Origin of the sequence: Thiomonas sp. SCN 64-16 (genome assembly GCF_001725585.1) — a bacterium.
In the GTDB taxonomy this organism is placed as follows: Bacteria; Pseudomonadota; Gammaproteobacteria; order Burkholderiales; family Burkholderiaceae_C; genus Thiomonas; species Thiomonas arsenitoxydans.
Map to the genome: position 1 here is coordinate 1 of NZ_MEGQ01000002.1, position 24961 is coordinate 24961.

General features: G+C 65.7%; 23 protein-coding genes. 8 read left to right on the plus strand and 15 right to left on the minus strand.

What is annotated here, in order from left to right; translation table 11 throughout:
• Positions 1-501: CoA transferase (locus ABT24_RS00460; protein ID WP_286737282.1), on the minus strand; the 501-nt coding region annotated here is incomplete at its 3' end.
• Here ABT24_RS00460 and ABT24_RS00465 point away from each other — a divergent pair.
• The 5 genes from ABT24_RS00465 to ABT24_RS00485 all read left to right on the plus strand — a co-directional run bounded on the left by ABT24_RS00465 (position 490) and on the right by ABT24_RS00485 (position 2831).
• Positions 490-666 (plus strand): hypothetical protein, encoded by a 177-nt coding sequence (locus ABT24_RS00465; RefSeq protein ID WP_286737283.1) that lies wholly within the window; start codon positions 490-492, stop codon positions 664-666. The genes ABT24_RS00460 and ABT24_RS00465 overlap by 12 nt on opposite strands.
• Positions 667-736: 70 nt before the next feature.
• A complete protein-coding gene (gene cysE / locus ABT24_RS00470; protein ID WP_013105289.1) occupies positions 737-1504 on the plus strand; it encodes a serine O-acetyltransferase in 768 nt (255 codons plus the stop codon).
• Positions 1505-1993: 489 nt separating this feature from the next.
• Positions 1994-2212, plus strand: coding sequence for a hypothetical protein (locus ABT24_RS00475; protein ID WP_502689006.1), 219 nt, complete (start codon positions 1994-1996; stop codon positions 2210-2212).
• Positions 2213-2361: 149 nt separating this feature from the next.
• Entirely contained in the window at positions 2362-2565 is a 204-nt protein-coding gene (locus ABT24_RS00480) for a DUF3563 family protein (RefSeq protein WP_276727370.1), read from the plus strand.
• The gene (locus ABT24_RS00485) at positions 2559-2831 is read left to right on the plus strand and encodes a hypothetical protein (protein WP_276727367.1); all 273 of its coding nucleotides are present in this window, start codon (positions 2559-2561) and stop codon (positions 2829-2831) included. The genes ABT24_RS00480 and ABT24_RS00485 overlap by 7 nt, the downstream gene beginning before the upstream one ends.
• A gap of 185 nt (positions 2832-3016) precedes the next feature.
• Here the strand turns inward: ABT24_RS00485 and ABT24_RS00490 are convergent, their stop codons facing one another.
• From ABT24_RS00490 to kynB, 4 genes are read right to left on the minus strand one after another with little or no spacing between them, the layout of a single operon-like run.
• Positions 3017-3505, minus strand: a complete 489-nt coding sequence (locus ABT24_RS00490) for an Lrp/AsnC family transcriptional regulator (protein WP_013105293.1) — start codon at positions 3503-3505, stop codon at positions 3017-3019.
• Between the two features lie 11 nt (positions 3506-3516).
• A complete protein-coding gene (gene kynA, locus ABT24_RS00495; protein ID WP_276727364.1) occupies positions 3517-4374 on the minus strand; it encodes a tryptophan 2,3-dioxygenase in 858 nt (285 codons plus the stop codon).
• The gene (kynU, locus tag ABT24_RS00500; protein ID WP_276727361.1) at positions 4371-5654 is read right to left on the minus strand and encodes a kynureninase; all 1284 of its coding nucleotides are present in this window, start codon (positions 5652-5654) and stop codon (positions 4371-4373) included. Before kynU ends, kynA begins: the two co-directional genes overlap by 4 nt.
• Before the next feature lie 22 nt (positions 5655-5676).
• The gene (kynB, locus tag ABT24_RS00505; protein WP_276727357.1) at positions 5677-6315 is read right to left on the minus strand and encodes an arylformamidase; all 639 of its coding nucleotides are present in this window, start codon (positions 6313-6315) and stop codon (positions 5677-5679) included.
• A 176-nt stretch (positions 6316-6491) separates the two neighbouring features.
• On the opposite strand from kynB, the gene hppD reads away from it, so the two are divergent.
• On the plus strand, positions 6492-7607 hold the full coding sequence (hppD, locus tag ABT24_RS00510) for a 4-hydroxyphenylpyruvate dioxygenase (RefSeq protein ID WP_276727354.1): 1116 nt from the start codon (positions 6492-6494) through the stop codon (positions 7605-7607).
• A gap of 14 nt (positions 7608-7621) precedes the next feature.
• The gene (phhA, locus tag ABT24_RS00515; protein WP_276727352.1) at positions 7622-8488 is read left to right on the plus strand and encodes a phenylalanine 4-monooxygenase; all 867 of its coding nucleotides are present in this window, start codon (positions 7622-7624) and stop codon (positions 8486-8488) included.
• Positions 8489-8507: 19 nt separating this feature from the next.
• Here phhA and maiA read toward each other — a convergent pair whose 3' ends face one another.
• The 10 genes from maiA to ABT24_RS00565 form a co-directional block, all read right to left on the minus strand.
• Positions 8508-9152: a maleylacetoacetate isomerase gene (gene maiA / locus ABT24_RS00520; protein ID WP_013122706.1), complete on the minus strand. Its 645-nt coding sequence runs from the start codon at positions 9150-9152 to the stop codon at positions 8508-8510.
• Complete coding sequence (locus tag ABT24_RS00525) at positions 9149-10162, minus strand: fumarylacetoacetate hydrolase family protein (RefSeq protein ID WP_276727348.1); 1014 nt, start codon at positions 10160-10162, stop codon at positions 9149-9151. Before ABT24_RS00525 ends, maiA begins: the two co-directional genes overlap by 4 nt.
• On the minus strand, positions 10159-10704 hold the full coding sequence (locus tag ABT24_RS00530; RefSeq protein WP_276727345.1) for a VOC family protein: 546 nt from the start codon (positions 10702-10704) through the stop codon (positions 10159-10161). The genes ABT24_RS00525 and ABT24_RS00530 overlap by 4 nt, the downstream gene beginning before the upstream one ends.
• Positions 10705-10774: 70 nt before the next feature.
• Positions 10775-12145 carry an exopolysaccharide Pel transporter PelG gene (pelG, locus tag ABT24_RS00535; RefSeq protein WP_013122709.1) on the minus strand — a complete coding sequence of 457 codons (1371 nt, stop codon included), beginning with the start codon at positions 12143-12145 and terminating at the stop codon, positions 10775-10777.
• The gene (pelF, locus tag ABT24_RS00540; RefSeq protein WP_286737284.1) at positions 12146-13909 is read right to left on the minus strand and encodes a GT4 family glycosyltransferase PelF; all 1764 of its coding nucleotides are present in this window, start codon (positions 13907-13909) and stop codon (positions 12146-12148) included. It lies immediately after the preceding gene.
• 14 nt (positions 13910-13923) lie between these two features.
• Positions 13924-15072, minus strand: a complete 1149-nt coding sequence (locus ABT24_RS00545) for a HEAT repeat domain-containing protein (protein WP_276727338.1) — start codon at positions 15070-15072, stop codon at positions 13924-13926.
• The gene (locus tag ABT24_RS00550) at positions 15069-16544 is read right to left on the minus strand and encodes a hypothetical protein (RefSeq protein WP_276727335.1); all 1476 of its coding nucleotides are present in this window, start codon (positions 16542-16544) and stop codon (positions 15069-15071) included. The genes ABT24_RS00545 and ABT24_RS00550 overlap by 4 nt, the downstream gene beginning before the upstream one ends.
• A 34-nt stretch (positions 16545-16578) precedes the next feature.
• Positions 16579-17163, minus strand: a complete 585-nt coding sequence (locus ABT24_RS00555; RefSeq protein ID WP_276727332.1) for an LpoB-related protein — start codon at positions 17161-17163, stop codon at positions 16579-16581.
• Between the two features lie 37 nt (positions 17164-17200).
• On the minus strand, positions 17201-20956 hold the full coding sequence (locus ABT24_RS00560) for a tetratricopeptide repeat protein (RefSeq protein WP_276727329.1): 3756 nt from the start codon (positions 20954-20956) through the stop codon (positions 17201-17203).
• A gap of 31 nt (positions 20957-20987) precedes the next feature.
• A complete protein-coding gene (locus ABT24_RS00565) occupies positions 20988-23885 on the minus strand; it encodes a bifunctional glycoside hydrolase/polysaccharide deacetylase family protein (RefSeq protein ID WP_276727325.1) in 2898 nt (965 codons plus the stop codon).
• Positions 23886-24065: 180 nt separating this feature from the next.
• On the opposite strand from ABT24_RS00565, the gene ABT24_RS00570 reads away from it, so the two are divergent.
• Positions 24066-24941, plus strand: a complete 876-nt coding sequence (locus ABT24_RS00570) for a TatD family hydrolase (protein ID WP_276727322.1) — start codon at positions 24066-24068, stop codon at positions 24939-24941.
• Positions 24942-24961: the final 20 nt, after the last annotated feature.

A 24961-nucleotide genomic window follows, 5' to 3' on the forward strand; every position in this document is an offset into this window, starting at 1 on the left:
GGCCGTTCCGAAACCGAGCTCGCTCAGAATTTCATGCGTGTGTTCGCCGAGGGCAGGCGCCGGCCCGCCGATGCGGCCGGGCGTTCGCGAAAACTTCACGGGAGGGTTGGGCAGCCTCTGGCGCCCGTCGGCGGTTTCCAGCGTCGACCAGAAGCCGACATCGGCGAGGTGAGCGTCCGTCATCACGTCGTCGACGCTCTGCATCGGCGCCACCGGAATCTCGGCGGCCTCGAAAAGCGCGCACCATTCCGACGCCGGCCGGCGCATCAACTCTGCATCGATAAGAGCGAAATAGTCTTCCAGATTGGACGAGCGTGCGCCGAGCGTGGCAAAGCGCGGATCCGTGAGCAGGTCCGGCCGGTCGATGATCTCGACGAAACGGCGCCAGTGCTTGTCGTTGTAGATCAGCACGCACAGATCGTCGGTGGCGGTGCGGTGCGGCCTGCGCAGGCCGAAAGCGTCGCGGCGACGGCGGGAGAGGTGCAGGGGATGCTGGCGCATGTCGAGCAGGCTTTGCTGGCCTTGGAAGTGCTCGACCCCAACGCGCCGCGCAAACTGCTGCCGAGGTTGCAGCGTCTGGCTTCGCGAGCAGAACTCACGCACGACGAGGTGCAGATTTTGCGCGGGGTGTGCACCGCCGTACTGCGCAAAGTGCCGAAGGGCTGATGCCGCCGCATGGAAAATCAGGGTTCAATACACTGACCTTTCCCTTCACTAGCTGTAAAGCGACCGATCCATGCTGCAACGATTGCGTGAGACCATCCAGATCATCTTGGAGCGCGACCCTGCCGCGCGTTCGACCTGGGAGGTTGTCACCTGTTATCCGGGCCTGCACGCCTTGCTGTTTCACAGCATGGCGCATGCCTGCTGGAAGCGCGGCTGGCACTGGCTCGGGCGGTGGATTTCGCATTGGGGGCGCTGGCTCACCGGCATCGAGATTCATCCCGGCGCCACCATTGGTCGGCGCGTGTTCATCGACCACGGCATGGGCGTGGTCATCGGTGAAACGGCGGAAATCGGCGACGACTGCACCATCTACCAAGGCGTGACGCTGGGCGGCACCTCGCTCTATAAGGGCGCGAAACGGCACCCCACTCTGGAAGCGGGCGTGGTGGTCGGCGCCGGGGCGCAAGTGCTCGGCGGCTTCACCGTGGGCGAGGGCGCGCGCATCGGCTCGAACGCGGTGGTCGTCAAGGCGGTTCCAGCCGGGGCGACCGCTGTGGGCAACCCCGCGCGCATCCTCCAGAAAGAAGTGGATCAGCAGCGCGAGGCCACGGCAGCGCGCATGGGGTTTTCCGCCTATGCCGTCACTCAGAACGGCGACGACCCGCAATCACGCGCGGTGCTCGGGCTGATCGACCATGCCGCGCAGCTCGAACATCAGGTCGCGCTGCTCTGGCAAGCGCTTGAGCGTCACGGCGTTTGCCCGGCCGAAACCTGTCCGCCCGAGGCGCTGCGTACCGAGCATTTCGATAAAGCCAAGCTGGAAAAACTGGTGGAGTGAAGGCGGCAGGGCTGCGCCTTGCGCGCAGGATGATCGCCGCGTCAATGCCGATGAAGAGCGCGACGGTCGCGCAGCATGTGCTCTAGCTCATTCAGGCTGGTGGTACGCACGGCAAAAAGTCGGATCGTTTCGGCAGAGCTGCCGTTTGAGCCGAAGAGGAAATTGAGAATTTGTTTCACTAAGCCCATGATGGCACCGATGTAAGTCTAGGGTTAACCCGTATTCTAAGGGGCGCCTGGCTTTATTGCTGGGCTGCCCCCTCGAGGTGGAAACCGCTCCGTGCGCAATGGGCGATGAAAAGGAACCGACTCATGAGACTTTTGATCTGGCTCACGCTGGCCTGTCTTTGTCTGAGCGCTTGCGCTGCGCCGGGTGCGTCGGCTGATCATCATTCCGGCGTGATCCTTTACGGTGAACTGGACGAGGGCATCCAAATCCATCCGTAGAACCGACCAGCAAATCTCTCAGGCCGTCGCGCAACTCAACACGGTGACCCAGCACAACGCCTCGGCTTCAGAAGAACTGGCCGCGACGGCGGAAGACTTGAGCGAGCAGGCGAAGTTTCTCGAAAAAGCCATGGTGCAGTTCCGCCTGAATGGCGAGCGCGTTCCCGTCGTGCTGTCGCGTGCAGAGCGCAAGCGGCAAGGCGCACAGGAGATGCCGGGCACGGGTTCGCTGGCCAGCGAAGGAGGATTCACCGCGTTCTGATGGGAAGAGTACTGCGGGAAGGGTGCAGTGATGCTGCAACGCAACATGCAATAGCCCTGATCGCGCAGCTTGTTGGCAAGCAGGCTAAGATCAGGGTTATCCCTTATTCTTTTGCGGCTGTTCCCACAAGGAATCACCCGCACCTCATCATGAATCACTTCAAGCATTTTCTCGACACACTCCTGTCCAGCATCGAGACGCACCAGAGCGCGGACGAACACTATCTTGCCCAATCCGTCGACGCCTGTGACTTCGAACGCCGCGTGCGCGAGTTGGAAATGCGCGGCTCTCATACCCAAGATTGGACCTGGGCCGATGTGGCGCGAAACCAAACGGAGCGCCATTCATGGTGACGTCGTTTGCTGCAGCGCAGCACGACTCGGTGTGCGCGTCTGCGGCGTCTGCGCCGTGGCTGGCTCTGTCCGAAGGCTGGGTAGGGTCGGTCCATGCGGTCAGTCGGCAGGTGCTTTACTGGCCGTTCGACGCGCTGCGAGATCAGTACGCCACTGCCGTGCGTGCGGGGCTGATCGAGCGCTCGCTCATCGCGTCTTCCCAGTTCGAGCGCAAAACCGCGGCACTGGAGCAGGCCTTGCTCGGCAGCTATGCCCGGCAGGTCTGATTGCTGAGAGCGCCCCCAGACCTGCCGCGTTCGCGCCAGGCCCCCCGAGGGGGATGAGGCCCGCGGCTCCAAGCTGCCCTGCGGCGGCTTGGACGGAGTCGAATCCGAGCGGCTTGCAAGCCGCGAGGTGGACAAGAAAACTTGGGGCGGCCCTGCGTTTTCTCATGAGCGGCTCACGTAGACAATCAGACTGAAATGCCGGTGAAGGGCTTGACCTCGGTGAGCACGAAGCTGGATTTCACGTCTTCGACGCTTTCGTGTTTGAGCAGGGTTTCGAGCACGAAGTGGGCGTAGTGCTCCATGTCTTGCACATGCACGCGCAGCAGGTAGTCCATCTCGCCGGTCATCGCCAGGCATTCCACCACCTCGGGCCAGCCTTGAACGGCGGCGCGAAAAAGGTCTTGCGGCGAACGCTGGTTGCTGGCACGGTGTTTTTCCAGGCGGACACTGAGCAGGGCGCTCAGGCTGAGGCCGAGTGCGCGCGGGCTGACGATGGCGCGATAGCCCTCGATGACCCCGATCTGCTCCAGCCGCCGGATGCGTCGCTGAACGGCCGAGGCGGAAAGCCCGATCTGCTCGGCCAGCTTTTCCTGCGTCAGTCGTGCATCGGTCTGCAGCAGGGCCAGCAGCTTGCGGTCGATGCGGTCGATGTCTTCAGTCGGGGGTTTGCGCATGACGGGCGGGCTCACAGATCGGTGCGCAGAGTCCACAATTCGGGAAACAGCACGGTGTCGAGCATCTTGCGCAAATAAGGCACGCCGCCGGTGCCGCCGGTGCCACGCTTGAAGCCGATGACGCGTTCGACGGTGGTGACGTGGCGGAAGCGCCAGAGGCGAAACGCATCTTCGAGATCGACCAGTTCTTCGCCGAGCTGGTACAGGTCCCAGTGATCTTCGGGCGAGCGGTATACCGTCAGCCAGGCTTGCTCCACTTCTGCGTGGGCGGAATACGGTTGCGCCCAGTCGCGATCGAGGTGGGTCTGGGGAATGGGCAGGCCGCGGCGGGCGAGCAGGCGCAGGGCTTCGTCGTATAGGCTAGGCGCGCGCCAGGCGGCCTCTACCGTGGCGAGGTGGTCCGGCCGGTGGGCATGCGGGCGCAGCATGGCCGCATTTTTGTTGCCCAGCCGGAATTCGATGCATCGATATTGCCAGCTTTGAAAACCGCTGGAACTGGCCAGATACGGCCGCAGCGCGGTGTATTCGCTGGGCGTCATGGTGGCGAGAACGTCCCAGGCGTGGACGAGTTGCTCCATGATGCGTGACACGCGCGACAGCATCTTGAACGCCGGCTGCAGCGCGTCGGCGCGCACGCAATCGAGCGCGGCGTGCAGCTCATGCAGCATCAGCTTCATCCAGAGTTCGCTGGTCTGGTGCTGAATGATGAACAGCATCTCGTTGTGCGTGGGCGAGAGCGGATGCTGCGCGCCGAGTAGCTCGTCGAGATGCAGGTAGTCGCCATAGCTCATCGACTGCGAAAAATCGAGTTGCGCGCCTTCCTCGCGCACGATCTCCTCGCCTCTGGCTGCTGGCTGAGCGGCGCTCATGTCACTGCTCCCTTGCGGGCGAATCGCGCTTCTCGCCAGACGCCGCTGTCGAGTACTTCGTGCAGCGTCTGCACGGCGTCGAACACATCGACGTAGCGCAGGTAAAGGGGAGTGAAGCCAAAGCGCAGCAGGTCGGGGTCGCCCCGGGTTTTGTCTCCGGCGCGGAAGTCGCCGATCACCCCGCGGGCGATCAGGGCCTGCATCACGGCGTAGCCGTCGCCGTCGAAGGTCAGCGAGACCTGACTGCCGCGCCGGGCGGCGTCGAGCGGGGTGGCGACGCTGAGCGGGTGCGCGCTCAGTTGCTCGTGAACGAGGCGGATGAGCAGGTCGCTGAGCGCCACAGACTTGCGACGCAGCGCCTGCATGCCGCCCATGGGCTCGGCGGCGAGCAGCGTGTCCACGCCGCAATCGAGCGCGGCTAGCGAGAGCAAGGTCGGCGTGCCGCAGAGGTAACGCGCAATGCCCTGAGCGGGCCGGTAGTCGGGGGTGAAAACGAAGGGCGCCGCGTGGCCGTGCCAGCCCGACAGCGGCTGCTCCACCCGGTTGACATGGCGCGCATGCACCCAGACAAAGGCGGGCGCACCCGGGCCGCCGTTGAGGTATTTGTAGCCGCAGCCGATGGCGAAATCGGCTTGCGCGCCGTTGAGATCGACCGGCACCGCCCCGGCGGAATGCGCCAGATCCCACACGGTCAATGCACCCGCCGCATGGGCCGCTGCGGTGACAGTGGCCATGTCGTACAGCGCACCGCTGCGATAGTTCACCTGCGTGAGCAGGAGCACGGCCACGTCGTCGCGCAGGCGGCCGAGGGCCTGCCCCTGCTCCACGAGTTCGAGCTGCATGCCGTGCTGCGCGGCGAGCGACTGGGCCATATAGAGATCGGTCGGAAAATTTTCCCGCTCGGAAACGATGACGCGGCGCTGCGGCGCATCGGCGCGGGCGATGGCCAGCGCGGCGCTGAGCACTTTGTACAGATTGATGGAGGTGGAGTCGGTCACCACCAGTTCGTCGGGCGCGGCGCCCACGAGGCGGGCGATCTTGTTGCCCACGCGTCGGGGCAGATCGATCCAGCCCGCCGTGTTCCAGCTGCGAATCAGGCCTTCGCCCCATTCCTCGGTGAGCACGGTCTGCACCCGCGCGGCGGTTGCCCGGGGCAGGGCGCCGAGCGAATTGCCGTCGAGGTAGATGACGCCGTCGGGCAGGGTGAATTGCTCGCGCAGCGGGGCGAGGGAATCGGCGGCGTCGAGCGCGAGGCTGTCTTGGCGTTGTAGCGTTGTCATAGGCACAGGAAGGAGGGTGAGATCAAAGTTCGCGCAGTACGGCGCGCACCGGCGAGGCGCAGGCGCCTTGCAACTTCAGGGGGAGGGCGATCAGTTCATAGTCGCCTTCGGGAACGTCATCGAGCACGAGGTTTTCGAGCACGCGCAGCTCATGTCGCGAGAGTTGGGCGTGGCTGTCCAGCGTCTTGCTGCTTGCGGGATCGACCGACGGGGTGTCGAGCCCGATGAGGGTCACGCCTTGCGCGGCCAGCCAGCTCACTGTTGCGGGGGCGAACGCAGCAAATTCCTCCGACCAGACCGTCAGCGCGCGGTGGCGAGTGCGCACCAACACGCGCGGGGGCAGGTTTGCTGCGGCATGTTGCAGATGGGCGATGTCGATCAGGGCGCCGCAATTCAGAGCGTGAATCACCCGGCATGGGCCCAGATACGGCGCAAGGCCTACCGCGTCGATGCTCGCGCCGCCGTTCGCGTAGTGCAGCGGCGCGTCCGCATGTGCGCCGACATGGGGCGAAAACCGCACAGCGCTGAGATTGACCGGGCAGCCGGGTCCGAGCCGCGCCGTCCACTCCAGAGAAAACGGCTCGTCGCCCGGAAACACCGGGGCGGAGGGCGAGACGGTCGGGGAGATGTCCCATACGCGGCTCCTGGGCGGGCGGTTCATGGGCGGGCCTTCGCTCGGATTGGATAGTGGGTTGCGGATGTGTGCAGCTTATCGGATCGTACGGGCTAATGCGCGCAGGATTTTCCCGCAATACGCCAAAATGGCGCGAGTTTTGCTGAAACCCTGCGCGAGTGCTGGCCTACAGTTTGTGCATTCCAAAAAAAGGAGACAGCCGCATGAATACCTTGAATACCTCCTCCGCCTCGAACCCCATGGGCACCGACGGCTTCGAGTTTGTCGAGTATGCCGCGCCGGAGCCTGAAAAGCTCGGCGCCCTGTTCGCCCAACTCGGCTTTCGCGCGGTGGCCCGCCATCGTCACAAGAACGTGACCTTGTGGCGCCAGGGCGGCATCAACTTCATCGTCAACGCCGAGCCAGACTCGTTCGCGCAGCGCTTCGCCCGGTTGCACGGACCCAGCATCTGCGCCATTGCCTTCCGTGTGCACGACGCCAACGCCGCCTACAAGCGCGCGCTGGAACTGGGCGCCTGGGGCTTCGACAGCCGCAGCGGCCCGATGGAGCTGAATATCCCGGCGATCAAGGGCATCGGCGACAGCCTGATCTACTTCGTCGATCGCTGGCGCGGCAAGGATGGGCGCGACGGCGGCATCGGCGACATCTCGATTTACGACGTGGACTTCGAGCCAGTGAACGATGCTGCGGCGGAGCACGTGGGCGCTGGCCTGACCACCATCGACCACCTCACCCACAACGTGCACCGCGGCCGCATGGGCGAATGGGCGGATTTCTACACCCGGCTGTTCAACTTCCGCGAAATCCGCTACTTCGACATCGAGGGCCAGGTGACCGGGGTGAAGAGCAAGGCCATGACCAGCCCCTGCGGCAAGATCCGCATCCCCATCAACGAGGAGGGGCAGGAGAAAGCGGGACAAATTCAGGAGTATCTCGACCGCTATCACGGCGAAGGCATCCAGCACATTGCGCTGGCCACCGATGACATCTACGCCACGGTGGAAGGCCTGCGTCGCGCCGGGGTGGAGTTTCTCGGCACGCCCGACACGTACTACGAACTGCTCGACAAACGCCTGCCCGGCCACGGTGAAGCGGTGGAGCGTCTGCGTGCCGATCGCATCCTGCTCGACGGCACGACGCAACCTGAAAAACGCCTGTTGCTGCAAATCTTCACCCAGACCGTCATCGGCCCGATCTTTTTCGAGATCATCCAGCGCAAAGGCGACCAGGGCTTCGGCGAGGGAAACTTCAAGGCGCTGTTCGAAAGCATCGAACTCGACCAGATGCGCCGCGGCGTGCTGGAAACGCAGAACGCCTGAGGATGGGGGCGATCATGTCCAGCGTTCCGGTGACTTACGGCGAAGCCAGCATCACCCCGCGCGGTGACTACGCGCATTGCGATGCCGACTACACCTGCGCGCAGCAATGGGCGCGCTACACCCCGCAAGAGCACGAGTTGTTCGCGCGGCTCTATGCGCGGCAGATGGCGCTGTTGCCGGGGCGGGCTTGCGAGGAGTTTGTGCGGGCTTTGCCGCATCTGCAGGCGCGCAGCAGCATTCCGCGTTTTGACGACATCAACGTCCGTCTGAAAGCGGCGACGGACTGGGAAATCGTGGCCGTGCCGGGGCTGATTCCCGAAGCGGCGTTTTTCAGCCTGCTGGCGGCGAGGCGCTTTCCGGTGACGGTGTGGTTGCGCAAGCCAGAGGAGTTCGACTACATCGTCGAGCCCGATCTGTTTCACGATCTGTTCGGCCATGTGCCGCTGTTGTTCGAGCCCCGGTTTGCCGACTATATGCAGGCGTTCGGTGCGGGCGGGCTCAAGGCGCAGGGGCAGCACGCGCTGCAGTTTCTGGCGCGGCTGTACTGGTACACGGTGGAGTTCGGCTTGATTCGTACACCGCAAGGGTTGCGGATTTATGGTGCGGGTATTCTGTCATCGGGCGGCGAGGTGGAACACAGTCTGCACAGTCCGCAAGCGCGGCGCGTGCGCTTTGATCTGCTGCGGCTGCTGCGCAGCCGCTATCGCATCGATTCGTATCAGGCGACCTATTTCATCATCGACAACTTCCAGCAATTGTTCGATGCGACGGCGCCCGACTTCACCCCGCTCTACGACCAAGCCGCCGCGTTGCCGGAGATCGAGGCTGGGGCGCTGCTGCCCGGCGAGGTGGACGAAAAGGTCAGCGCCGAAACGGTCTGAGGCGGTCTGGCAGGAGGGTCTATTCGGCGTCGGGCTGACGCGCAGGCGCGGCGCGCGCGAAGGCGTCCAACTCGTCGCATTCTGCGCAGATGCGCTCAACGGTACTCAGTCCCGCCAGGCTGCAGCCAAAGCGGCGGGCATTGAACAACTGCGGAACGAGGCAGCAGTCGGCCAGGGTGGGCGTATCGCCGTGGCTGAAGCGGCCGGTGCGCGGGTCGCTTGCGAGCATTTTCTCCACGGCCTGGAGCCCGCGCTCGACCCAGTGGCAATACCACTCGGCTTTCTGCGCCTCGCTCAGATCGAAGGTACGGGTGAGGTGCTGCAGCACGCGCAGATTGTTGATGGGATGGATGTCGCAGGCGATGGTCTGGGCGATGGCGCGAATGCGCGCGCGGTCTGCCGCCGATCCCGGCAGCAGCGGCGGGCTGGGGTGGGTCTCGTCCAGGTACTCGATGATGGCCAGGGACTGGTTCAGGATCTGGCCGTCATCGTCCAGAGTGGGCACGGTTTCGTTGGGGTTGATCGCGGCATAGCCAGCGGCGTGTTGCTGGCCGCCGTCACGCAGCAGATGCACCGGCACCGATTCGAAGGCCAGCCCCTTGAGGTGCAGCGCAATGCGAACCCGATAAGCCGCGGAACTGCGAAAGTAGGTGTAGAGCTTCATTCCGGCAGCGCCTGCACGCGGTTGCGGATGCTGCCGAACAGGCTCAAACCCCGGTCATCGTGCATGCTGATCTCTACCCCATCGCCGTCGCGCAGAAAGGGCGTGACGGCTTCGCCCTGTTCGATGGCCTCGTAGGTGCGCACCTCGGCGATGCAGGCATAGCCCACGCCGCCGTGCTCGACCTTGGAGCCCCACAGCCCGCCCTGCTTGTTCGACACCGTGCCCGAGCCGATGATCGTGCCCGCAGCCAGGCGGCGGGTCTTGGCCGCATGCACGATGAGTTGGGCGAAGTCGAAGGTCATGTCCACCCCGGCATTCGGGTGACCGAAGCGCTGGCCGTTGACCTCCACCCGCAGGGGCAGATGCAGCTTGTGGTCGCGCCACGCCGCGCCGAGTTCGTCGGGCGTGAGCGCCACCGGGCTGAATGCCGACGCGGGTTTGCTCTGGAAGAAGCCAAAGCCCTTGGCCAGTTCCGCCGGAATGAGATGGCGCAGCGACACGTCGTTGACCAGCAGCACCAGGCGGATGGCCAGCGCCGCCTGCGCGGGCGTGGCGCCCAGCGGCACCTCCCCGGTGATGACGGCTACCTCGGCCTCGAAGTCGATGCCCCAGCTCTCCTTGGCCACGATGGGGTCGCAGGGGCCGATGAAGCTGTCGGAGCCGCCTTGGTACATCAGCGGGTCGGTGTAGAAGGTGGCGGGCACCTCGGCTTTGCGCGCCTTGCGCACCAGCTCGACATGGTTGATGTAGGCCGAACCGTCGGCCCATTGGAAGGCGCGGGGCAGGGGCGAGTGGCAGGCGGTAGCCTCGAAGGGCTGGGTGTGCCGTGCTGTTCCGGCTTGCAGGGCCAGCGCCGCATCGCGTAGCAGCGGGGCGCAGCGCGCCCAGTCGTCGAGCGCGGCCTGCAGGGTCGGGGCGATGTCGGGCACCGGCTGGCAGAGCGTCAGGGTGTCGTTGACCACGACGAGTCGGCCGTCCGGGGCCGAAGTTTTCAGCGTGGCCAGCCTCACTGGAACAACTCCTTGTAGCGGCCGTCGTGCATCCAGGCGGCATGCTTCGGGGCTTTGCGGGTCTGGTTCCATTCTTCGAGCATGTCCCACTTCACGGCATCGAGTGCGGCCAGCATTTTGGGACTGGCGGTATTGCACGCTAATTCCAGGCGGTGGCCGTTGGGGTCGAAGAAGTAGATGGACTGGAACAGCGCATGGTCGGTCGGGCCGAGCACGTCGATTCCGGCGTTCTGCAGGCGCTGCTTGGCAGCGAGAAGTTCGTCCATCGAGCCGACTTCCAGCGCGAGGTGCTGGGTCCAGACGGGGGTGTTGGGGTCGCGCCCCATCTCGGGCTGGGTGGGCAGCTCGAAGAAGGCCAGGATATTGCCCTGGCCCGCGTCGAGAAAGATGTGCATGTAGGGATCGGCTTCGCCTGTGGAGGGCACGGTGTCTTCGGCGATGCACAGCACCAGTTTCATGTCCAGATGCTGCTCGTACCAGCGTGCGGTCTGCAGCGCGTCTTTGCAGCGGTAGGCAACATGATGGATCTTTTGGACCAACATGATGAGTCTCCTGTTTTGTTTACTTTCAAACTCTAGTCCCAAAACAGTCGGTTTGCAGGCCCGCGGGAGACTACTGCAGCATGAAGGTCTGATACTCCAGCTTGCGGAACAGGCGCTGCAGCAACATCATGCCCAGCATCAGCGTGAGGAGCAGGGCCACGCCGAAGCCGTAGCCGAAGAAGGCCGGGCCAAGGTGGATGGAGAGCATGCTCAGCGCAAAATTCAGCACGGTGAGCGTGGCGGTGATGACCACCACATCGCGCCTGCGGTCGAGGTAATAGAACACGTTGAGCACGGCCAGCAACATCACCTGAAAGCTCGCCGCCACGGCCTGCACCAGAAACAGCGGGATGTAGAGGCTGCTGATGCCGATCCACGAAAACAGCGCCGGCACGAAGGTGTAGACCGCTAACAACGTGAGCGCCTGTACCTTGAGAATTTGATAGAGCCCTTCGCGCACCACGCCCTGCATGCCGTCGTGATAGCGGGCGATGTCTTGCAGCGCGCCGCCTTCGCGCACGGCGGTGTAGAACTTGTCGTACCACTCGACGAAGTCGGTCTCGAACTTCACCAGAAAAATGCCCATGCCCGGGATGACGCACAGATAGGCGAGAAACACGGGCAGGTCGTAGATGGTCGAGGCGCGCAGCGGCCCGATGACCGGGGTGGACGTGCCGGTGGTGAACCAGAAGGTGAGCTTGTCCGCCCACACGCCCAAGTTGTAAAGCACCCCGCCCGCGATGAGCGAGAGATACATCTGCCGCGGGCGGAAACAGGCCAGCGTGATGGGGCGAACCACGGGAAAGTTGCGGAGCACCAGCCACAGCATCAGCACCCACATGACAAACTGCCCGCCGATAAACCCGAGCAGCAGGCCGTCGAGCCCCCAGGGGCGGGCGAAGTACGACAGCAGCACCGAGATGCCGTAGCCCAGCGCATACAGGCCGACGATGGCGCGGTACTGCTTTAGGCCCGAGAGGAACACGGTGGTGATCCACAGATTCGACAGCAGCGTGAGCCCGACCACGATGAGCACTCGGTACAGATTGCCCACGCCGTCAAACCCCAGCAGCGCCACCAGCCAGCCCAAGGCGCCGCTTACTGCCGTGGTCACGAGCACCACCCCGAAATAGGCCGGAGCGATGTCGTCCTTGCGCTTCTCGAACAGCCGGTCGGCCACCCACCGGGTGAAGCCCAGTTGCAGCCCACCGGTGAGAATGAGCGAGGCCATGATGAGATAGGTCACCGTCACCTGGAACTGGGTGATGAGCGTGTCGGGCGTGACCACGCCGAGCGACAGCACGCCCACCGCGATGAGGCCGATGATGGAAAACACCCACGGCCCGGAGCTGATGATGGACGCATAGGTATAGGCACGCAGCAGCCCGAGGTAGGACTCGGAGCGCAGCAGCTTGCGCAGTTCGAAACCGATGCCGGCCATTTATGTTGCCCCCACGTTCGGGCTGCGCCCTCTCTGCCCCCCGAGGGGGCTGCCGCCGTCTTGAGGCGGCCCGGCGACGGCGGCGGGTTCTCTTTCGGTGTGCAGTGCAGTTTGGGGCGCAGCCGCATCGACCGCGAGGGGCGGCTCGTCCAGCGGCGGCTCGCCGCGCAGCCAGGTGGCGACTGCGCCGACTTCATCGCTCAGCCCTGCGTCGCGGGCGGCGCTGCGTTGCAGGGCGTCGTCGTACACCGCGCGGTAGTTGTCGAACATCATGGGTTGGGTGTAGTAGCGCTCGACCCGGGCGATGCCTGCGGCGCTGGCGGCTTGCCAGCGGGCCGTGTCGCCCAGCAGTTCGGCGCAGGCTTCGCCCAGCGCCTGCGCGTCGGCGATGCCGACCACGGCGCCTGAGGCGCCCAGCGCTTCGTCTTCCGCGCCCAGACCGTAGATGAGCTGACGGCACGAGCCCACGTCGGTAGTGACCGAGGGCACGCCCCCGGCATAGCCTTCGAGCATGACCAGCGGCAGCGCCTCGCTGATGGACGACAGCACCACTAGCCCGATTTTGGGCATGAGCTCGGTGAGTTTCTGGAAGCCGAGGAACTTGAGGGTGTCGCCCAGTTGCAGACTCTCGGCGAGATCGTGGCACTCGCGGGCATATTCCGGGTGCTCGTCCTCCGGCCCGGCGATCCAGCCTTCGAGCCCAGGCAGGCGGTTGCTGGCCACGCGCACCGCGCGGATGAAGGTCTTGATGTCCTTGATCGGCACCACCCGGCCGATGAGGCACATCACCAGCGGGGGCGAAGCAGGGCGCAAGGCGCGGGTCGCGGCGAAGGGCGGCACGTTGATGCCGTTGGCGATGCAGCAGGTGGTGATGGGGTTGGCGCCGTCGGCGATCTGTCGCAGGCGGTTGGTTTCGTATAGCGCAATGACGGGATCGGCGGCGTCGTAGCACATGCGGCCCAGCGACTCGAACAGACGAATCCAGAGCTGGCGGAAGTAGCCGGCCTCGCCCGCGGTACGTTCGAGCACCGGGGTGTTGTCGCTGATCCAGTTGGCCGAGAACAGGTCGATGCGCCGTTCCTTGGTGTAGATGCCGTGCTCAGACAGCACCAGCGGCTTGTTGTAGAGCCGCGCGAGCACCGCGCCCAGATACCCGGCGTAGCCGGTGGAGACGGTGTGATAGATGCGGGCGCGTGGCAGTTCGCGGGCCAGCGTCGCCAGCGTCCAGATGGGGGTGTGCATGGTGCGCACCGTCCAGAAGTAATCGACGAAAGACGGATCGGTGCAGCGAAGTTGGTACTGGGCGGTGAGGTAGCCCCACGATTGATGCGAGTGCAGAAAGTAGTGCAGATCGAGCTTGTCCTGCATGGCCTCAAGGCTGGCGCGCAGCACTTCGGCGCGGCTGGCGGCGTCTTGGCCATCACGAATCAGGGTGTGCAGGTTTTCCACCAGTTCGGCGGTCGCGGCGTCGCCGCGTTCTTCGCGCGCGGCGGGCAGCACCGCGTCGCTGAACAGATAGTGATGGGTGAGCCCGACCACATTGGGCGGCATCTGGTAGCGCGGCTTGCCATAGTCTTCCTCGCGCGAGCCGAGAAACACCAGATGAAAGCGCAGGTGCGGAAATCCGCTGACGATCTGGTGCACCCAGCTCGACACGCCGCCCGAGACATAGGGGTAAGTGCCTTCGAGCAGCAGCATGACGTCGATCTCAAAGGGGGCTTCGCGGCCCTCGGGTTGCGTGTCGGTGAAGTCGGGTTGCGTCATGGGCAGGGAGAAGATCAGCTCAGCAGCAGGCGGTCGGCATCGCTCAGTGGGCCGGGCGCCGGGGTGGGCTCGGCAGGGCGCGGCCTACTTCCAGGGCGCTGCGCGGCGGGCGCGTCGGAGATAACCGGCTCGCTGCGAGTCGGGGTTTCGGTCTGCCAGACCCGCACCACGGGACGCAGCCGGGGGGCCACCTGCCGAGTGCCCAGCGGTTGCAGCACGCCGGTGATGCGGCCGAATCGCCGCTCGATCCATTCCAGCTCCGCGGCGTAAGGGCGCCACAGCGTCGGGCTGGCGCCTTCCGAGGCGAGATGTTCGAGCACCTCGCGGGCCGCATCGGTCTTGCCCGCGGCCAGAGACAGGCGCAGGAACATCATCTGCAGGCCGGTGTCTTGTGGCAGCGCGTCGCGGGCGATCGTGCAGTAGTGCAAGGCCTGCTGCAAGGCGAAGTCGCGCAGATCGCCCTGGGCCAGGCCCTGATAGATGAACTCCATCTGCAACTCGGCCACGCGCTGCGCAGCACGCGCCAGTGCCGCTCCGCTGGGCGCGGTCTGGCGCACAACTTCGACTTCGCGCAGGGCGTCCTGCAGACTGTCGGTCAGCCGCTGCTCCCAAGTATTGCTGATGCCGTAGGCCAGCAAGCGGATTTCTTCATCGGGGTCGGACAGCAGCTTGCGCAGCACCGGCAGGGTCATGCGCGGCGACATTTCGCGCAGCGCCAGCACGGCGCGAATGCGCTGGGCCTGCGGCTGGCTCTGGTCGCGGGCAATGCGCGCGGTCTGGCCTGCGGGCAAGTCGCGGCGCTGGTCGTCGTCGATATGCGAGACGGAGAACACCTGCAGCGATGGCGCTTCGCGCAGGTGCTCGGTGGCCTGGTGGCGCATGGGCAGCCACTGCGCCAGCCGCGCGGCGATCAGCAGGCCGAACACGCCGACGACCGGAAAGAAAAACGCCAGCAAGGTCAAAAGGGCGAGTGACAGCCGCTTGGGTTTGCGCAGCTCGGCGGGCAGCAGCGTCCACAGCAGCAGCCCGACCAGCACGGCCGCAGCACCATGCACCGCCCAGAACAGCAGCAGGTCCGTGTCGTCGCGGCTGACCAGCAGCCAGGCCGCCACCGTCTCCAGCAGGACGATGAGCGAGCCGAGCTTGTAGAACAGGGGATTCATGAGGTCTTGGTTTCCGCGGCGGCGCTGCTCAGCAGGCGGCGCAACTCCAGGAAGCTGGGGGCGCCCGAGACTTCGAGAAAATCCAGGTCGAAGGCCTGATCGGGGCGCTGGTTGCTGCGGCTGAGAATCTGCACGAGCTGGCTCGCCATGTCGCGGCGGTAATTCGCCAGCCCGCCGGAACTCAACAAGGGCAGCAGCACGATCAGCGCGGGTTTGCCGCCCCGGCCCTTGAGCGTCCAGGTGGAGCTCTCCACCGGCTGCAGACCGGCGAACTCGGCCAGCGCGTCGTCGCTCACACGGCCTTGCCCGCTCCACACTGCGCAGTAGCTGCGCAGCTTGAAGTTCTGCCCTAGGTTGCTGAGCTGCGCCCACTCTTGCTGCAGGCCGATGGGCGCCTGCACCCAGGCCGAGCGCACATCTTCCACGCTGAGTTCGAGCTGGCTGAAATCGAGATAGGACGCGCACAGTACCTGCAGGCGCTGCAGATTGTTTTCCTCGAACGACATGAAGGGCATGGTGTGCACCGCCAGCAGGGCATCGACCTCGTCGTATTCGTCGAGCCGCAGCGGGGCGGCGAAGACCCAGGGGTTGCTGCCGTCGGTTTCGTTCAGATGCGCTTGGGCGATGTGCACCGACTGATGCGTTTCCAGAATGCGGTTGATCAGCACCTCGCCGGGATCGAGCGGGGGCAGGGTTTGGCCCAGTGAAGCGGCCAGCCGCCATTGCAGCCCCTGCGGGCCGATTTCGCGCACAAAGATGCCCGCCTCGACCAGGCGGCACGACTGGCTGAGCAGCTGCAGAAAGGCGCGCGGGTCGGGCAGGGGCGCGGGCGTCGGCAGGCCGGGTGTGGCTGCAGGGGCGGCCAGCGCCGGGCGGTTGCCCTGGAAGGTGAAGGTGCGGCGCAGGTCGAGCAGGGCGTCGCGCAGGGTCATGGGACGGTCGGTGAGCTCCTGCTCCAAGGTGGACAGCGCTTCCTTGATGACGAACAGGCGGCGCTTGGTGCGCTCCAGCCGCGCCGTCAGGTCTTTGGTGACTTCGCGGTGCAGCACCTGCCGGTTACGGAAGGCCGCGCCGAACTCACCCAGAATCAGGGTCATCAGCATGCCGCCGAGAAAGAACTCGGCCGGAAATTCCGCGGCGGGGGCGTTATGGAACAGCGCAGGGGAGAACTTCCAGAACGCCGCGTAAAACCCCACGCCGAACAGCCCATACCCGGCGCCGTAGCGCACCGCGATCAGCCAGGGGCCGAACCAGGCCCAGGGAAAACCGGCGTGAGCGCCCAGCGGATCATCCGGTCTGAGCTTGGCGCCCAGCCACAGCACCAGCACCGGCAGCAGCACGGCTTCGAACATCGCCATCAGCCGCCCCGACTGCGTATTCGGCCGCCAGTAGCGCAGCCATTGCCAGCGCATGCGCGCCGACTCGCTGCGCATGCGGCGGCTGACGCGGGTGGAGAGATTGTCGAGTTTCATGCGGCGGTAAGAAAGGCGCTGGGCGCTGAGCGCGTCAGGGCTTGGCGGCGGGTTTTTCGACCGAGGCCGTCACGCGGATGCCGCGCAGCAGCGCTTCGATCTGCGACTGCCCGACCGCGGCCAGCGCCTGATAGCCCCAGCCCGAGCGGCCGCCGCTGGCGCTCCAGATCACCTGGCCTGTTGGCACGTCGGTGACTTGCAGCGTGATGCCCACCGCGGGCTCGCTGTCCACCCCGGTTTTGTAACGCCATTCGGTGACCGTGCCGGAGAGCGCATAGCGTGCACCTTGCTGCTTGGCCCAGGCCAGCGCCTGCGCTGTGGTCACCGCGGGCTCGGCCTCCAGCGGGTTGTCGGTGGATTTCTGCGGATAGACCACCACGTCGCGCAAGCCCTTTTGCTGCAGCAGCGAGACGGTGATGGCCTGCGCCCTGCGCTCGACCAGCGGCAAATCGGTGGCGTTGCTCAGCGGCAGCACGGCGAACTTGGCATCGGCCGGCACCGAGAGCGACTGGCCGGGCAGGGCGGTGACGGCGCAGCCCGCGAGCAGCATCACGGCGGCGCCGGCCAGACCGAGCGCGGCGCGGCGGGCGGGGGAGTGTGGAGTGGGGGATGGGGACATGGAACTCTCCTGCTTCATCGGGGTGAAAAGAACGCGGTCATCGACCGAACCACAAACGGTACTGCAGACTCCACTGCCGGTTCAGGCCCGAGGTGTTCTGCTGGCGCTGGTAACTCAAAGACAGTTGATCGGGCCCGAACACCGGGCCGTGCAGCCCCAGGTTCAGGTTATTGGTCAGCCCCAACCGGCGTGATTGCAGCACATCGACCTCGGCATAGGGCATCCAGCGGCGGGTGTAGGTGTCGTTGTGCGCCATATTGAAGCCGAAACCCAGGCCGTACACATCGTCGCCCGCCGGGATGAAAAACGCGGCATTGGGCGCGGCGCCGCCCGGAACCAGCGGCGCGTAGTCGGGCAGCGGCGGCCCGGCGTTGGCGCTGAATTGATTGGAATAGCCCAGCAGCTTCACACTGAGATCGGGCTCGCTGCGGCGAAACCAAAAGCCCAATTCGAATTGCGTGCTCGCGCCATGCCCCAGCGGATTGCCGCGGCGGGTGTCATACGACATCACCGCGGTGCTGACATTGGCCCACATCCGCCCGAAATCGCGCGACAGTCGCAGCGCCAACCGGTCGCGCGCGCCTGCGATCTGCAGCGGGCCGGATTCATCGGCCACGGCGTTGTGTTCCGCTTCAAGCTGCGCCCGTACCTGACCCGGAAGCTGCGTGCCGCCCTCAATGCGCCAGCCACTCAAGCGACCCACGGCGGTGTTGTGCGTGAGCGTGCCGCCGAGTTGCGAACGCTCGCCCTGCCACTGCAGGCCGAGCTCCGCGTCGCTCCAGGTGGACGGCACGCCGACCAGCGCCGCGGTGTTGTTGCTGTGCATGGACTGGCGGCTGGCTTGCGCCTGCAGCCGCCACTGCCCGCCGAGTTGCAGCGCCAGCCGCAGCACCGGCCCCTGGCGGATCACGTTGTCGATCTGGCGATGCTCCAGCGTAACGGTGGCGCGGTGCGCCAGCGCGAGTTGCTGCTCGGCGGTCTGCCGGGCCAGGGCTCGCAGCGCGGGGTTGTCCTGGCCGCGCTCGGCGGCCGTCTCCAGCACTTTTTCGGCGGTGGCCAGGGCCTGCAGCGGCCGACCGGCAACGCGCTCGGCCTCCGCCCGGTCTTGCGGCAGCAGATGGCGGGCCGCGCCTTGTTGCAACAGCCGATTGACAGCCTCGCGGTCGCCCGCGCGCAAGGCCATCTGCAGCTCGATGGATTGCCGCGCCGCCGGAGTGAGCACGCGCCGCGCCAGCCACCAGCGGGCGGCTGAATTGGTGTCCAGGCGCAGCAGCCAGTCGGCAATCGCGGCGTTGGCTTGCAGGGTTTGCGGGCCGGTCAGATCGCCGCTGCGCAGCTTGTCGCGCAACTGACCGAGCAGCGCCTGTTGACCCGCGCCATCGAGCCGGGCGTGACTCAGGCGCAGACGGGCGAGCAGTGCGTTCAGGTCTTGATCAGTGGTTTTATCCTCGGATTTTTTCCCGCTCGCGGCGGCTTTTTGCAGCAGCGCCCACGATTGGTTATAGGCCGCCTGCGCGCGGCGGCTGTCACCGGCCTGCGCCAGCAGATCACCGTAGTTGAGCAGCCAGAGCGCATCGGTCTTTTTACGGGGGTAGAGCTGTTGACCGTAGCGCACGGCGGCGGCGTTATCGCCCAGGGTTTGCGCCGCGGCGGAAAGCACGTCGAGGCCATCGGGCAGGCCTTGCAGGCTGCGGCTGTAGAGCGCCACGTCTTGCCGCAGGGCGTCGAGCTGGTTGACGTCGATCAGCATCCACAGCAGGGCGATCTGGTTATCGGTATTGCCGGGCGAAAGACGCAGGGCCTCGTGCAGATCGGCCAGCGCCCGGTCGGTACGGCCCAGCGCGCGCCAGACCTGCGCGCGTGCGGCGTACATCTGCGGCTGCTGGCGCAGCGGCGCGCCCGCGGCACTGCCCAGCACGACGCGTTCCCACTCGGCGATGCCTTGGGCGCTGGGCTGACGCACCAGCGATTGCAGCCACAACAGCGCCAGCGCCTCCGACGGGGCCTTGGCCCAGGCCTGCGGCAGCAGACGCAGCGCGGCGGCGTCGCCCTGCGATTTTTGCGTGAGCATGATGAAGCGTTGCAGCTGATAGGGCTTGATGCGGTCGCGCAGTTGTGGGTTGTTCCAGATGCTGCCGTAGGCGCTTTGCGCGCTGCGTTGTTCGCCCATGTCCCAGGCGATGTCGCCCAGCAGCCCCTGGTGCGCAGCGAGCAAATCGACATCGTTGCAACGCGGGGTTTGGGCGGCAGCGCTGCCATCGGTGATGACGGCAGCAGCCGGTGTGCTGCGGCAGGGCGTGTCGTCTGGGAGGTGCTGGGTTTGCTCGAGCGTCTGCCGGGCTTGCTCGAACTGCCCGTTTTGCAGCAGGGCGATGGCGTAGTCGATACTGCCGCGCAGGCTAAGCGCCCCGCGCTTCAGCGCCTCGGCGTACGTCGCCAGCGAAGTGTCCACCTCGCCCATATTGCCCAGCAGCCAAGCCAGGGAGGTGAGCACCTCGGGCTGCTTGACCGCGGCTTGGCGCAGAATGCTCACCGCTTTTTCAGGATGGCCGCGTACCTCCAGCGCCTGGGCGTATTGCAGCCACTCGTCTGTGGTGAGCGTGGTGTGCGCGGCGCGCTGTTCCCAATAGGCGTCCAGGCCGCTGCTCGAATGCAGCGCGAGCGCCAGCCGACGCAGTTCGTCGAGGGCGTGGCGTGTGAACTCGGCGCGCAGCAGGGCGATCCACTGTTGCATGGCGGCGTCGGGCTGGCCGCTCCACTCCAGCACCTGGGCGCGGCGTTCGGCCCAAGTGCGGCTGCCCGGCTGCTGCGCCAGCGCGGCGTCGGCGATGTGCACCGCGCCGCGCAGATCGCCCCCGGCCAGCAGCACTTGCCAGGCCAGTTCGCGCTGCGCCGGGGTGAGGGCCTTGCCCAGCGCGGCGGCGGGCAGGTCGAGATCGACGGCTTTGCGCAGCCAATCACCCGCCTCGGCGGGCTGGTTGGCGCCCAGTGCCAGCTTCACCATGAACCACGCCATCTGCGGCGCAACCGCGCCGCTACCCAGCGCCGCAGCGGTCTGGCGATAGGCCTGCGTCGGATCGCCGGAGGCCAGCAAGGCGCGGGCGGCCTGCTCGATGAGTTGCTCGCGCTCGGCCTCAGTCACCCGGGTCTTGGCGGTGGCGAACAAGACCTGCGCCGCCAGTGGCTCGGCGTGCACGCCCACCAGCAGACGCGCAGCCTGTAGTGCAGCGGCGGGCGGCAGCGGCAGAAAGCGGGTCACCATGCCGGTGAGCCGCTGCACGGCTTGCGGCTCGTCGAGGCCTTGCAGCAGCACCAGGGTGTCGCGCCATTCGTTGAAGTTGGCGGGTTGGGTGCGCTGCAGCAGCGCGGAGAGGGCCTGCCGGGCCTGCGCCTCTTCCGTGGCGTGCCCCAGGGCGCGGGCATCGAACCAGCGGGCCTTCCAGATTTGCAGCCGAAGGGCGTCGGCCTGCGGGGTGTGTACCGAACGCAGGGTGTCGAGGGCTTGTTGCGACTTGCCAATGTGCATATAGCGCTGCGCCAGCATCAGGCGCAGGTCGATATTGCCGCCGCGCAGATCGACGAGATGGCGCAGGTAGTCGATGGCCAGCCCGTCGTCGGCGCTGGTGCTCAGCAGCCGCATCAGGTTCTGCCCCGGATAGACCAGCGCGAGCGTTGCGGCGCACAACAGGCCCAGCCCCAGCAAGGCACCACGCGGAAATAGACGACTGCGCTGCGGATCGTCTGGAGAGATGTGCAGCGGGTCGCGGGTGGCGGGGCGGGTTTTTTCCAGCATTGAGGCGGATTGTCGGTCAGCGCGCGGTCGTTTAGGCCCGCTTCAGCGTGAGATCGACGGTGGCGCCGCTGCTGCTGACCCGCACCGCTGCGGCCGCCTGCTCGACTTTCGCCCCTTTGGCCTCCTGCACGCTCCAGCCGGAGGGCAGTTGAAACAGGGCTTCGACGGGCAGATGCCCTTGCAGGCTGATTTGTACGCTGCGGTCGTTTTGCACGGCCCAGCGGGTGACGTCGGCATTGGCCTCGATCAGACGCGGGACAGTCGCGGCCAGGGACTGACCCGCGGCTTGGCTACGCAGCACGGCCTGTCCAGCCGTCGCGTGCAGATAACGCTGCTGTTCATGCTCGTTCCAGCCGACGATGTTCTGGCAGTTGGCCAGTGCGGGCGTGGCGGCGGTGACGGGCTGGGTCCACTGGCGCATTTCTGCCCCGCTGCGCAGACGCCAGCCACCGGCCAGCAACCGGGCCACCGTCGCTTGCCGCCAGTCGTTCACGCTGCGGAAGTATTGGTGGCCGTAAATCGCATGCAACGGTTGTTTGAGCACCCATTGATAGACCGTATGCAGACTTTTCGCCCCTGCCGCCTTGGTCACGATGTAGGGGTGGTAATACAGATCGATGGGCTTGATGCGGCGCGGCGAGTCGGTCATCTGATAGCTCTCGACCACGCGCTCGAAGCCGAAATAAGGCCCCTGCCAGTTATGCGTAAAAACCTCCTCGTTCGACTGCGCGGCATAGACCTGAAAATACTTGCCCTTGGGAATGCCCATGGGCCAGACATCAGACAGCGTGGGCCGGGTCTTGCTGATGGGGGCGCCGCCGCCGTTGATATTGCCCAGCCCGGTTTCATAGGCCATGGCCACGGCCTCATCGGGCGGATTGCAGTCGCCAGGCCAGAGAATCATGTTGCATTTCTTGCCGGGCGGGCAGAGCTTGTCGTCGATGTATTGCGCAGCGTCGACCACATTGCTCTTGGTGCTGAAGGTGTAGTTGGGCAGCGGCAGGTAATTGCCGTAAGGGAAGTTTTTGGTTTCCTTGCCGCGGCTGTGGGTCTCGCTTGCTGCAACCCAGTTGAACGGGTGCGACCAGGTGTGGCTGCCGACTTCCACCCAAGGCAGGGCGTACATGCGCTTGGCCCATTTCTGCGACTGGTCGGCCAGTTTGGGATACAGCCCGTCGTGGCTGATTTCGCCGACGATCACCGAGGCCAGGGTGGGCACCTTGTATTTTTCGAGGAATTCGCTCACCAGCACTTCGCAGGCCAGCGGCGAGCCGGGCTGGTCGCAGGCGTTGGGCCAACCGTCGCCGTCGAAGTGCACAAAGAAAACGCGGCGACCGGTGCGGGTGGTCACGTCGGGCATGGGGTCTGCGCCCACGCGCAGCGCCGCGCGGAAAAACTCGATCGGCTCGATTGACCAGCGCGTGCCGGTGTTGCCCGGTAGATTGAACACGCCGAACCCGCCCAGCGCATATCCGCCCCAAGGCGTGATGGCGGCGCCGTCCATGCTCCGGCCATCGCCGCCGGTGGCGCGCAGCCAGACCTGCGATCCGGCACTGGCGGTCAGTTGCACCGTGTCTTGCGGGCTGATGAGTGGGATGACTTCGCCGTTGGGCGTGCCGGGTTGGCGCTGTACCTTGATCGGCGCGTTCAGCGGCTCCCCGACGTGTTCGCCGAGATCGTCGAGCACATCGAGATCGGCGTAGCCCAGCACGGCCACGGGCACGCTTTCCTCCTTGGCGCGCTTGAGCAGAGTGCGGATGTCCGGTGGAATCTTGCCGTCATCGGGGTAGAGCACCACGGCGGCATAGCGGCCCGCCAGCGGTTCGGTGATGGCGGGGGCGCCGACATAGCGATATTCAGGAACCAGGCCGAGATATTCCAGCGGCATGGCGCCGTAAAGGTGCGCGCTCTGCGCCTGCAGCTCCGGGCTGTCGCCCTGTTCGCAGGAATGCAGCAACAGCACGCGGCGCGGCACCAGCTCGACTGTGCCCACACCCAGGCTTTCCAGCGTGGGGTCGGCCACCCAGGGAATGAGCCCTTGCGCGGCGATTTGCTGCGCCGTCTGCCGGGCAGCAGCGCGGTCTTGCGGGGCGCAATAGTCGATGGCGATGCACGGCAGCTTGAACTGGCTGCGCATGTCGCCAAAGCGGGCGAGCAGCCACTCGCGGTCGTCGGTCTTCACTTCGACGTAGGCGGATTCGGCTTGATTCCAGCCGCGATAGAGCGATTCGGCGGCCACGGCCAGAATGCTCGGCGCCAGGGTGGCGTCGACCAGCTCGAAGCCGCGGTTGAGCATCAGGCGAATGCCCGGATAGGCGGCAACCAGGCCGCGCAGGGTTTCCGCCAGCGCCTTGGCCTGTTGTTGCTGCGCCTGCGTGCTTTTAGCCAGCAGTTGATAGGAGTCGAGGGTGTCGAGGAAAAAGGCGCGAAAGCCCGCGTCCCACAGCGGTTTGACGATGCGCTCGCGCAGGAATTGCGGCCAGCCGACGGCGGTCTGGTCGACCACCCTCGAACCCCAGGCGGCGTTCGACGTCGGCAGCCAAGCCTTGGGCATGTCGGCGTAGTAGGGCCGATCCGCAGTGACTTCGCCCACCGAGACATAGGCCAGCGCCAGGGTGTGCGGCCCCAGCGCGGAGACCATTTTTGTATCTTGCGCCAGGGCATGCTGCGGTTCGAGCACCACCCAGTCGAAGGCGCGCAGATCGTCCACCGGAATGCGGGCGCCGTAGTAAAAAGCGACTGCGGGCGGCGTGGTGTTGCCGCCCTGCAGGCAGTCGGGGCAATTTCCGCAAGTGCAGGCGGCGTTCTGGGCCAGGGCTCGGCCGGCAGTGGCACCGAGCAAGCCCAAGCCCAACAGGCCTCTGCGGCCCAAAGGGTTGGCAAGCAGGCGGCTTTGCGCAAGAGATTGGAGAAATTGGCGGCGTTGCATGAGGAATTTCAGGGTGGACGACACACGTTCAAAGCGCGCCTTGAAGTGAACCGTTCTGTGATCTATACGGACTATGTCCTCAATTTTCCATGAGTTTTGAGAGCGCTTATAGGGTTTGCCTGGGGATTTGGCCTGGAACTGTGATTTTTTACGCTTACGGCATAGTTTGAAGGAGTTTTGATGGCGGCGTTCCCCATGCAGGCGATGGGCTGGATCGATACCCACGCCCATCTCGATGCCGCCGAGTTTGGCGGACGGGCGCGGGAGGTGGCTGCTCATGCCCGGCAGGCGGGGGTGGTGGGCGGGGTGATTCCGGCCGTCGAGCGCAGCAATTTCGACACAGTGCGCGAGCTTGCGCAGACCTGTGGGTGGGCCTATGCCCTGGGCATTCACCCGCTCTACGTCGACCGGGCGCAAGAGGCCGATCTGGAGGTGCTGCGGCACAGCGTGGGCCAGGCGTTGGTCGATCCGCGTTTTGTCGGTCTGGGCGAGATCGGGCTGGATTTTTTCGTCCCCGGAATCGACCTCGAAAAACAGCAGCGTTTCTATCAGGCGCAGTTGCGCATCGCCCGCGACTTTGATTTGCCGGTGATTCTGCATGTGCGCAAATCGCAGGACGCCTTGCTCGCCGGACTGCGCCGCGCGGGCTTCGGGGCAGGACGGCCCGCAGGCATCGCCCATGCCTTCAACGGCAGCCTGCAGCAGGCGCAGGGCTTCATCAATTTGGGTTTTTCGCTGGGATTCGGCGGCGCCATGACCTTCGAGCGCGCGCTCAACATCCGCCGTCTGGCGGCCGAGGTGCCCGAGACCGCGCCGGTGCTCGAGACCGATGCGCCCGATATCCCGCCGGTCTGGCTTTACCGTCCGCGCGAGGCGCGCGACGACGCGCCTCCGACCCCCAACTCGCCCGAACAGTTGCCCCGCATCGCGCAAACCCTGGCCATGCTGCGCGGCTGGTCGCCGGAACAAACGGCCCGGCAGACCACGGCGAACGCCCTGCGCGCCTTGCCGCGCTTGGCCGTCGCGTTGAACCTCGGGATCGAATCTGGGGCTTGATTTTTGAAGTCTTGACCGTA